The sequence below is a fragment of the Opitutaceae bacterium genome (assembly GCA_041395105.1).
Classification (GTDB): domain Bacteria; phylum Verrucomicrobiota; class Verrucomicrobiia; order Opitutales; family Opitutaceae; genus B12-G4.
On record JAWLBB010000007.1, the window covers coordinates 162,290 to 173,446 of the forward strand.

Here is an 11,157-nt window from a genome sequence, read left to right on the forward strand (position 1 = left end):
AGATGTTTCGACTGAAACTCATCATCACGCAGGTTGTTTCGGTTCTCGCCATTGCTCTTGCCGGGTTTCCGCTGATCTCGGTCGGGCAACACTACAATCACGATCAGATCGGCCGTTTGAGCTCCGTCGTCTACCCCTCCGGCGACGGGGTTCGGTATGAGTACGATACGCGCGACAATCTGGTTAGAATAGGTACTTTTTTAGCTCCCACCCCACCGACGGATGTCTCCATCACCCGTTTGCCGGAGAACAAGGCGCAGTTGACGTGGGCTCATCCGATAAACGATAGAGTCGAGATAATCGGGTTCTTTATCGAAGCCGCCAACATCGGGTCTGCGGACTGGCAACCGTTGCAGCTCGATCCGCCCATCGGCCCGACAGAGAGAACCGCGACGGTGTATCTGTCGGATGGTGAGCAAGACTTCCGGATTGTGGCGATCGAAGGGTTCACCCGGTCGGCTCCCAGTTCAACCGTGCGCCTTGCCGCTCAGGAGGCGCTTCTGGTGACGACTCTGGTTGATGAAAATGATCACCAGCTCGGTCGAGGAGAAGGTGATTCGTTGCGTGAAGTGATCGAAGCGGCGGCGCCGGGTGATCGGATCGAATTTGCGATCGAACCGGGCGATCAAACATTCCTGCCGTTGGATATCGGTTTCCTGCCGCCTCCGGCGGTCGGATTGCTTCCTCTGCCTCCCGCCGCCCCTCCGTTCAGCACAATATTACTCAGGGCGATCGAGCTGGTCATTGACAAGGACCTGACCATCGACGCCTCCGGAGTTCCCGGCGGCATCACCATCGATGCGTTTCATGAATGCCGGGTTTTGCGGATCATCGGTGATGTGAAGGTCACCCTGAAAGACCTGACGATCCTCAATGGATTTGCGGACGACGGGGGTGGCATTTTCAGTGATCAAGCGGAGCTTGAGCTCCAGAACTGCCATCTTGTCGGCAACGAAGCAGTTTATGGCGGCGGGCTCTTCAGCCTCGAAGGCCGCGTCACGATGCTTGAAGGTTCGGTCTCGGATAATGTCGCCACCGGCAACGGGGGTGGGATCTTTTTGATTGATTCCGAATTGACAGTTCGGTTCGGCGAAGTCTCTGGAAATGCGGCGGGATTTTGGGGTGGGGGAGTTATCAACAACGGAGGAACGGTGACGATCGAGAATTCGTCCCTCTACAACAATCACGCCGATCGTGCCGGTGGAGGGCTCTTCAATTCGGATGGGGTCATGCTGGTTGTGAATTCCACTCTCAGCGGCAATTCGTCCGGGACCAATGAAGGAGGGGCAGCTGTGAACCCGTTCTTTGACCCCGACCGTGACGCCACCATGACCCTTCGCCATTGCACCATCGCCGGTAATGTCGGAGGCGGTGTGCTCAATGAATCCCCATCGGTTCTCGTCCTCGATAACACGATCCTCGCCAACAACACGAAGCTCAACGCGCCGCTTGATATGGAGGGCGACTTCACGGCCATCGGGGCCAATGTGGTGCGGGCACAGATCGGTGGAACGCGTCTGAGCGGCCCGGCTCCCCTGACGTCAGATCCGCTGCTTGACGATCTCGCCTCCTATGGCGCTTCGTCGACCATGCCACCCCTCGTTGGCTCGCCGGTCATTGACGCGGGTGTGGTCACGGCCAACACGCCGTCCACCGATCAGGAGTCGTCTTCCCGTCCGTATGGGCCGGCTCCGGACATCGGTGCGGTCGAATCGCGGTTGAGCGCCGACACCGACCTGAAATGGCTGACCACGACCGCAGGCACGATTCTGCCCACCTTCCGGTCCAAACGTCTCGACTATTCGGTCACGGTGTCGAGCTCGGTCACGTTGGCGGCTGTCCGTCCCGCCGCCAACGTCTTCGGGCAGACGATCGATGTGCGAATCAATGGAGGCGCATGGGCCACGGTCGATTCAAAAGATTCGTCGGCGGATCTTCCGCTTTTTCCCGGCGAGAACCCGATCCAGGTTCGGGTGACGGCCGAGAACGGTTCAACGACCAAGACCTATACCCTGAAGGTGATCCGGGGCGCCCGTGAAGAAACGAATACCGAACTCACCTCGTTGAGCCTCAGTGCGGGCGCACTCAGTCCGGCCTTTCAACCGGCGACCGTGGATTACGATACGTTTGCCGCAAACGAAGTCACCGGAACAACCGTCACCGCGACGCCCGCTGAAAAGGGAGCGACCATGGCCGTGCGGTCGAACTATGGGCCCTTTGTTCCCCTGGTATCGGGAGTGGCTTCCGCACCGCTTGTGCTCAAGGTGGGGGACAACGCCATCGATGTGAAGATCACCTCGAAGGACGGAGGCACGTCCCTGACCTATACCGTTGTCGTGAGCCGCGCGGCTCCGGATTCGTCCAATGCCGACTTGGCGTCACTTTCGACCGATGTGGGATCGCTGAGCCCGCCCTTCAGCCGGGGGCGGTCGGTCTACCGGATCACGACAGACGAGAAAACAGCCGCATCAGTCACGGCGAGTGTGGCCCAATCCGGCGCCACCATGAAGCTCAGCGTCAACGGCGGTTCCGCCACCACGCTCAACTCCGGCGAGGCTTCGACCTCATTCGGGCTCGCGGAGGGCGAAAACATCATCCGGATCATCGTCACCGCAGTGGACGGAACGACCGTCCATCCTTACACGCTCATTATCACGAGGATCATCGAAGGGGTGGCGGTTGCCTCAGCTGATTCACAGGACGCCGCCTCCCAGGATGCCTCCATTTCTGGCGATGGCCGCTTCGGCGCCTTTTCTTCAAGTGACAGCTCCCTCCTGGTCGGGGACACCAACAATGCGGCGGATATTTTTGTCTATGACCGCATGGAGGATACTCTCGAACGGATCTCGGTCGACAACAACGGAATCGAGGGGAACGACGATTCCTCAAGGCCCTCGATCTCCGCAGATGGCCGGTACGTGGCCTTTCAGTCGGAGGCGACAAACCTCGTTCCCAATGACACCAACGGCGACACCGAGCGCAGTCGCGGGAGTGACATCTTCGTGCATGACCGTATCGCCAATGCGACGGAACGCATTTCGCTGACCGACAGCGGGGGTGAAGCCAACCAGGCTTCAGAATCACCGTCCATTTCCGGAGACGGCCGCTATGTGGCCTTTGTGTCGGGCGCGAACAATCTTGTCACAGGCTACGCCAATGGCGAGTTCAACGTCTATGTTTACGATCGCGAAGCGACCGATCCCGCGGAAGCGATCACGGGCATTTCGGTTCCGTTCGGCAACTATGCGGCCAACCTCAATTCGCTCAATCCTGCCATTTCCAGCGACGGGAGCTACGTGGCCTTCGAACTGTCGGTCGACAAGTCGGTCGACAGCACCCCGGGTTACCAGTACCGCGACATCTGGCTCTACAATCGGGCAACAACGGGCGTCGAACGCATCACCGGGACGGAGATCGGGCCGAGCGCGGATACGACGGATTCACGGGCCCCGTCGATCTCGGCGGACGGGCGCTTTATCGCTTTCGAGTCCAATCTGGAAAGTCTCGATTTCTATGATACGAACCTGGCGGTCGATGTTTTCCTTTACGATCGAATGGACAAGAGCATTCGCCGGGTCTCATCGAAGGCAGCGCAAGGGGGCGAAGACTACATGCAGTCGCGCAATCCATCGATCTCCGGTGACGGGCGCTACGTGGCTTTCGAGTCGCAGGCCTCCAACCTGGTTGATGACGATACCAATGGAAGCGCCGACATCTTCCTGAAGGACCTGCAGACAGGCGAGATCGTCCGCTTGTCCGAGACCCTCGTCGGAGCAGAAGGTAACGCCGACTCACTGCTTCCTTCGGTTTCCTTTGATGGTCGCAGCGTCGCTTACCAGACGGACGCCACCAATCTGAAGGCCAACAATACGAATGATTCCACTGACGTCATCGTGGCATTCATAAAGGCACTCAATCCAAGTTCGCTCGCCGATCTTGCGTCATTGACCACCGGTTCCGGGCGCTTCGCGGCGATGGAATCACCCGCCAGCGCGGGTGTGTGGTCCCGGATCTGACCATGGCTTGGCCTGTAGACCGATGGCTGCCGATCCGGGCGCGACCTTATCCGTGAGGGTCAATGGCGGTGCGTTTGAAGACCTTCCTGCTGACGGCCTGGCCCGTGAAGCTTGAACCGCGCCAACACCATCGAGATACGCGTTCGATCGGCGGACGAAAGCACCTTTACCTACACGACGATCCATGTCGCTCGTGTCGTGCCGAGCAGCAACGCGGCTTTGGCGAATCTGGTAACGAGTTCGGGCAGTCTCTCTCCCGCTTTCAGTGGCAACGCGACCGTTTACTCGGTCGCCGTTTCCAACGGAACATCTTCACTGACTGTCCGTCCGACGGCGGCCGATGCCATGGCTTTGGTGGCGGTCAACGGTGTGCCGGTGGCATCGGGTGTCGACAGCGGTGCAATCGCTCTCAAGGTCGGAACCAACAATATCCTCGTCACGGTACTCGCAGAAGACGGGGTAACGGGTCGGACCTATGCGCTGGCGGTGACCCGGGCGTTCAATCCGACCGATCTTTTTGGTCTTTACCCAAGTTTCGGATTCCTCTCTCCGGCGTTCTCGCCGGCTACAACGACCTATACCCTGAATGTGCCCTATTTTGCTTCGGAGGTGACCTTCCAACCCACGGTGGCAATCGAGGGCGCCACCGTGACAGTGAACGGCGAATCGGTTGACGACGGTTCCTCGAGCAGTCCGATCAGCCTGGCCGTGGGTGAGAATACGGTGAACGTCGTTGTCACGGCGGCGGGCGGGGGCGCCACCCGGACTTATTCGGTCACCGTGATCCGGCAGGAGGAAGTCATCACGGGAAGCCGATTGGCCAATCTCTCGATCCGGACGACTCTGGCGATATCTCAGAAACTGATCGTCGGGTTTGTCATGCAGGGAGGGGGAAAGGAGATCCTGGTCCGGGCGGCCGGACCGGCCATGAACAACTTCGGGCTTTCGGGTCTGCCGGACCCGCGGCTTGAACTCTACGACAGCACAAGCACCCTGGTGACGGCGAACGAAGATTGGCCGTCTGAACTCTCCGTGGTCTTCACAGCGTTGGGAGCCTTCGATTTCGAACCGGGCAGCCTCGATGCGGCGTTCCTGCAGAGCCTGTCGGGACCGCATACCGTTCACGTGAGGGGCGCCGGGTCCGGTTTGGTCCTGGTCGAGGCTTATGACGCAGGATCCGGCACGGATCTGCGCCTCGTCAACCTGTCCGCCCGCAACCGGGTCGGCACGGGGCCCGACATCCTGATCGCCGGTTTTGTCATCGATGGAACCGGAACCAAGACCGTGCTGATCCGAGGCATCGGTCCCAAGCTGGAGGACTTTTCGGTGACCAACTTCCTTGCTGACCCGCTGGTCGGAATCTTCGATGCCTCCAATGCCAAGATCGCGGAGAACGACGATTGGGATGCGTCTCTGATGGACACCTTCACCGCTCTGGGTGCATTTGCACTCCCGGTCGGAAGCAAGGACGCCGCACTCATCGTGACCCTGCCGGCCGGCGCATCCTATACCGTGAAACTCCGTGGAGCCGACGGCGGCACCGGCCAGGCTCTGGTGGAGATCTATGAAGTCGAGTAGGGGACGAGATGGAGGAATGAAGAGGACACGAAGAATTGAAAGAACGGAAAGTGCTTCATTGACCCAAGAGAAGAAGCGGACGATGGCAGATTGCGACAGAATCGCTGACGCCGCAAAGTCCCTTCAAAAAGCACAGATGGTGCGGCTTGGAGACAAGAATACCGCCCTTGATCGTGTAGCTTTCCTAAAGGAGCATCCTCTAACCCGAAGTTCGGTAACCTCGGGAAGTTTTGGAAGAGATTTTTCACAAACTTTGCTCGCGGCAATAGGGTTTTCAGGACAATCGGGATCGGCGGTTGTAAGGGCAGCTGGTGCAGCCATCACGTCACTAGGTAGTATCGGTACGGGCGCGTATGATGTCGGACAGGGGGCGACAATGAATGGACTTCTGGAAATCGCAGGCGGGTATTCGGGCCTCGCACTATTCGCATTGCAGACCCAGACTCGCATGGCCGCAGCGGCAAATCCATATACCTCGATTCCGGCGTTTGGGGCTGCCATAGTTCAAGCGGGAGCTCCATTCTATTTTGCATCGCGCCAGCAGTCGATTGACGTAGGGCGGTGGGAACAACAGGCAATCCTTGCGGGCCAAAGCGTCAGCAACTTCAATGAGGCCCTTAAGGTTTATGGGACTGAGTATGCTAAATGTGTGGAAGAGGTTGAAAGCGGGATATAGGCTCTTTATGTTGGTCGCAGTCGGGGTTTTAGCCACGACTTTGTGGATGGTAGTGAGCCGGTTGCGGGATGGTGGAATTTCCCAATTGAAAGAGGATTGGGAGGGACTGAGTCTTCTGACGATTGTCGGGCTTATTGGGGTAATTAGAGTGATGATCCACTATTGGGCTCTCGGCGATGCTACGGACGGGGTTGAGATGGAGGATCGACATCTGTACTCGAAAGACCGAAGTGAATATCAAAATACGTCAAGAAAGCCATAAGACCCAAGAGAGAAAGCCCTAGGGGAGCGCAGGTTGAAGCTTTGAAAATTCCCAACAAACCACTTGAGACAATCCCAGACGGGCTGTCTCAGTGAGAACTACAGAGAACGTCATTTGGGGCCGTATCGATGAGTTCTGTCTCAGTTTGAGAGTTCCTCGAGGAGGAGTTGGGCAGCAGTCTGGAATATTGGAATATCATGAAATTGAGGATTCGTGGATTCACTATCGGAAAGATTGATATGAATGGGCATTCGGTTGTCATATTGGTTCCTGTCGCGGAATCCGTTGCTGAACAGTATCGAGGTGTTTCAGGTCCCATTCTATCATCGCTCTATGGGGGCTCGCAGAAGGATCTGGAGGGACGGTGAGGTGAATACATTCACACTGGAGGAATATCTTGAGACCTTCTTTCCAGAAACACCAGCGGAGGATCTCTTGATTAGCGGTATTCCTGAAAAATGATTTTTGGTTCTTATGAAAACGAAGTTGGTAGGTCTCGTGGTTGCAGTATTGGGAGTTTTGGTACTTGGTAGTTTCTTCATTTCAGACGTTGCGATGATTCCCGACGACGAAGACCTGGCGTTTGGAATCGCGAGCAGCGGTTTTGCTGCTGAGCTAAACGGTTTCAGGCGCGACATCGGAAGATATCCGACCCAGGAAGAAGGCCTGTCCGTACTCCTAGCTCCAAACGAAGCAGTGCAAGAGCATTGGGATGGTCCATATCTGGAGCGAATACCCACCGACCCTTGGGGCAATGAATATGTTTACCGAACTGATGAGTCAGAAAAGGGAGCTTATCGAATTGTTTCGCTAGGACCGGATGGTATTGAGAGTGAAGACGATATTTTTGGAAAGACCAGGTGACGATCTGGGAACCAGCTTCAGGACGCGCACGCCGCAACGCACCCGGCAGCCCGTCTTGAGCGACGTCGAAACGCCAGGATCGGTAAACGCTCGAAAGTCGAGCAGGAGGCGTAAAAGCAACTCGCCTTCTTCTTCCTTAGCTGCCATTCTTCCTTCTTCAAAGCAATGGTCGCTGCCGCCCACAGAATCGAGGCCGAGCAACCCGACGTGGCTGAGGAAAACCGCGTCTGGGATTTTTCGGGCGCGTCACCGAATCGCCTCGGGCAGGCGGCCACGCAAGTCGCTGACTGCGACTGGGAAACTGGTCTGGTCGACTACGATTGGCCTCGGGGTCCCTCTTTGACCCAAAGGGAAAAGGACTCCTCGGTGAGGTAGGAAGACACAAAGAATCGTACGAACGGAAGAGGGCATGTGCCTGTGCATCGTTCAAACAGGATGCCGCGGGCACGCCGACATAGCGGCGTGGCTACATTCGCTGGCTGCGGATTCTGAATCCGCTTATTCGGCCGGCAGCAGGTCGCCGCGGTCGACGGCCTTCTGGATCTGGGCCTTCGCGAAGGCCCAGATAGTCTCGCTGCCCTCGGCCATCCTGCGGTTGCGGTCCAGGACCTGGTCGTGCCGGATGCCGTGGTGTTTCCAGGCATGACCGTTGGTGTGGATATTAAGAAGGACGGGCTGAAGTCGGTCAAGGGCGGCGGCGAAACGGGCCTCCGGGGTCCGGCGTTCTTCGAATTCCTCCCAGAGCGCGCGGAAGTGAGTGCCTTGATCGTCGGGCAGGAGGCCGAAAATCCGATTGGCGGCTTCGCGCTCTCGGTCGAGTTTGCCGACCATGGCGGCCTCGTCGTAGACGAAGGTGTCTCCGGCATCGATTTCGACGAGATCGTGGACAATGACCATGCCCAGCACCTTGAGGATATTGAGGTCCGGAGCATTGGCATGCTCGGCCAGGACAAGGACCATCAGGGCCAGGTGCCAGGAATGCTCCGCATCGTTCTCCCGTTTCCGGTCCGAGATCTTCAGGGATTGCCGGAGGATTGTCTTGAGCTTGTCGACTTCCAGGATGAAGGCGATCTGTTGTTCGAGTCTGTCGGTCATGGCTTGTGGGTTTTCTCGCGCGGAGGCGCGGAGGCGCGGAGGAGGAAGACGGAATGGCTGGAAGAGGGATTTGGTCAGGAGCGCGGCTCGCCTTAATGGGTATTGTTTCCGTATTTCTCTGCGCCCCGGCGTCTCTGCGCGAGTATCAATTTGCTTCCCGGCTGATGATTACTGATCCTGAGGACTTTCATTCATGAACAACCAGCCAGGTGATATCCATGTGAAAGGGGCGCGGGTGCACAACCTGCGGAACCTCGAGCTGCGCATTCCCCGGGGCAAACTGGTCGTGATCACCGGGGTGAGTGGATCCGGGAAGTCGTCGCTCGCCTTCGACACCATCTATGCCGAGGGCTACCGCAAGTACATGGAGAGCCTCTCAACCCAGGCCCGGCAGGCGCTGGAGCAGCTCAAAAGACCGGACGTCGATTTCATTCATGGGCTTTCGCCGGTCCTGGCCATTGAACAGCGGACGGCCGGGGCCAATCCCCGCAGCACCATCGGCACCGTGACGGAGATCGCCGACTACGCCCGTCTGCTCTGGGCGCTTGAGGGAGAGATGCATTGTCCCAAGGACGGCGGGATTGTCCTCCAGCAGACCCTCGACAGTGCGGTTGAGCGCCTTCTGGAGGAACCGGAGGGAACCCGGGCGGTCCTTCTCGCGCCCTGGATGCGGGCAAGGCCTTCGGTACTCCGGGACGAGATCGGCGGTCTGCAGCAGCGGGGATTTCAGCGGATCCGGATCGACGGGGTCATCCGGAAACTCGACGAATCGAAACTGATACCGTCGGGAACGGCTGAGTTGCAGGTGGATCTCGTCATCGATCGGCTTGTGCTTGCGGCCGACCAGCGCAGCCGGATCGCCGATTCGCTGGAACTGGCGTTCCGCGAGGGGAGCGACCGCGCCGCAGTCCTCATCCAGCGGGGACCGGACGAATGGGAAGAGGTCGCCCTGAGTCGCAACCTGGCCTGTTCGATCTGCGGTGACGTCTTTGAACCCCTCTCGCCCCGGCAGTTCTCCTTCAACACCTCAGAGGGAGCCTGTCCGACGTGCGGCGGACTCGGCCGTCAGCGCCAGTTTGCCGAGGAACTGATGGTCCCGGACCCGTCAAAAACCGTTCGGGGTGGCGCACTCAAACCCCTGAGAATCGGCGGGCGCAATATCATCATCCGCTACAATACGCTGCTCAAGCAATTGGCCGAGCAGATGCCCTTTGATCCGGATGTGCCCTGGTCGGATCTGCCGACCACGGTCCGGCAGTCGATTCTCCATGGAACGGGTGACCGTCTTTTCAGCATTCGTCTGAAACGTGGTCGCAAGGCGGAACCCGAAACCATGCGCTTCGACGGGGTGGTCGCGATACTCGAAAAGGCCCGCTCGGAGACCCGGAGCGAAGGCTATCGGGCCCGGTTGTCCACTTTCCAGATGGCGGGCGATTGTCCCACCTGCCATGGAGGACGGCTCAATCCCCGGAGCACGGCGGTTCTGCTGGGTGGACGGTCGATCGCGGAGTTCTTTGCCATGGATATCGGAGAGGCGGGGCGGTTTCTTCAAGACCATGCCGAAACGGCCGGCGAGGCCGCCGCCCGGGAGGAGGTCCTCCAAGGGATTTCCCAGCGTATCCATTTTCTTAAGCAGGTGGGTCTCGATTACCTGACGCTTGATCGGGAATACGCCACCCTGAGCGGTGGGGAGTCCCAGCGGGTGCGCCTGGCCACGCAGTTGGGGATGGGGCTGATCGGGGTGATCTACGTTCTCGACGAACCGAGCATCGGCCTGCACCCCCACGACAATGAGAACCTTCTGCGGACCCTCCTGGCGCTGCGGGATCGGGGCAACACGGTCATTGTCGTCGAACACGACGAGGAGACCATCCAGGCTGCCGATCAATTGATTGAGCTGGGTCCGGGCGCGGGTACGTCGGGTGGCGCCCTCCTGTTTCAGGGCACGCCGGAGGAATGTGCCGCCCTTCCGCCCGAGGCGTCCCGGACGGGACCCTACCTGAGTGGTGCGCGTCGGGTGGAAACGGATGCGAAGCGCCTCGAGCCCGGCGGTCAGTGGCTTACGGTCAAGGGGGCCGCCCAGCACAACCTGCGCGGGATCGACGTCAAGTTTCCGGTCGGCCTGTTGACCGTGGTCAGCGGGGTTTCCGGTTCGGGCAAGAGCACGCTCGTCAATGACATCCTGGCGGCCGCGGCGGCACGGAAGCTCAACCGGGCCAGGACCATCCCGGGTGTGCATGCCGGAATTGACGGGCTGGATCAGTATGAGAAGACGGTGCAGGTCGACCAGGAACCGATCGGCCGGTCCCCGAGATCAAATCCCGCGACCTACGTGAAGCTCTTTGATCCCCTGCGGGCGCTCTATGCCCAATGTCCGCTGGCGAAAGTGCGTGGCTACAAGCCGAGCCGCTTCAGTTTTAATGTGCGTGGCGGACGCTGCGAGCGCTGCCAGGGCGACGGGGTCATCCGCCTCGACATGATGTTCATGAGCGATGCGTATACGGAGTGCCCGAGTTGTCACGGGCGCCGTTACAACCGCGAAACCCTCGAGGTGCGCTTTGCCGGGCGAACCATTGCCGATGTGCTCGACATGACGGTTTCGGATGCCCGGACCCTCTTTCGGAATATTCCCAAACTGGTGGAAAAACTGGATACGCTCGAGGCAG

At 59.0% G+C, this 11,157-nt stretch carries 6 protein-coding genes; 5 read left to right on the forward strand and 1 reads right to left on the reverse strand.

What is annotated here, in order from left to right:
• Positions 1 to 2 precede the first annotated feature (2 nt).
• The 4 genes from R3F07_17860 (at position 3) to R3F07_17875 (ending at position 7,396) form a co-directional block, all read left to right on the forward strand.
• Positions 3 to 4,016 carry a cadherin-like beta sandwich domain-containing protein gene (locus tag R3F07_17860; protein ID MEZ5278253.1) on the forward strand — a complete coding sequence of 1,338 codons (4,014 nt, stop codon included), beginning with the start codon at positions 3 to 5 and terminating at the stop codon, positions 4,014 to 4,016.
• 111 nt (positions 4,017 to 4,127) lie between these two features.
• Positions 4,128 to 5,594 carry a cadherin-like beta sandwich domain-containing protein gene (locus R3F07_17865; GenBank protein MEZ5278254.1) on the forward strand — a complete coding sequence of 489 codons (1,467 nt, stop codon included), beginning with the start codon at positions 4,128 to 4,130 and terminating at the stop codon, positions 5,592 to 5,594.
• A 16-nt stretch (positions 5,595 to 5,610) separates the two neighbouring features.
• On the forward strand, positions 5,611 to 6,270 hold the full coding sequence (locus tag R3F07_17870; GenBank protein ID MEZ5278255.1) for a hypothetical protein: 660 nt from the start codon (positions 5,611 to 5,613) through the stop codon (positions 6,268 to 6,270).
• Positions 6,271 to 7,006: 736 nt separating this feature from the next.
• Complete coding sequence (locus R3F07_17875) at positions 7,007 to 7,396, forward strand: type II secretion system protein GspG (GenBank protein MEZ5278256.1); 390 nt, start codon at positions 7,007 to 7,009, stop codon at positions 7,394 to 7,396.
• A 498-nt stretch (positions 7,397 to 7,894) separates the two neighbouring features.
• On the opposite strand, the gene R3F07_17880 is transcribed toward R3F07_17875, so the two are convergent.
• Complete coding sequence (locus R3F07_17880) at positions 7,895 to 8,491, reverse strand: HD domain-containing protein (GenBank protein MEZ5278257.1); 597 nt, start codon at positions 8,489 to 8,491, stop codon at positions 7,895 to 7,897.
• A 193-nt stretch (positions 8,492 to 8,684) separates the two neighbouring features.
• Between R3F07_17880 and uvrA the strand changes: the two genes are divergently transcribed.
• The coding region (uvrA, locus tag R3F07_17885; GenBank protein MEZ5278258.1) for an excinuclease ABC subunit UvrA at positions 8,685 to 11,157 on the forward strand (2,473 nt) is incomplete at its 3' end.

Coding starts and splice junctions, on each gene's coding strand:
- R3F07_17860 (MEZ5278253.1), top strand. CDS start 3: ATGTTTCGACTGAAACTCATCATCACGCAGGTTGTTTCGGTTCTCGCC.
- R3F07_17870 (MEZ5278255.1), top strand. CDS start 5,611: ATGAAGAGGACACGAAGAATTGAAAGAACGGAAAGTGCTTCATTGACC.
- R3F07_17875 (MEZ5278256.1), top strand. CDS start 7,007: ATGAAAACGAAGTTGGTAGGTCTCGTGGTTGCAGTATTGGGAGTTTTG.
- R3F07_17880 (MEZ5278257.1), bottom strand. CDS start 8,491: ATGACCGACAGACTCGAACAACAGATCGCCTTCATCCTGGAAGTCGAC.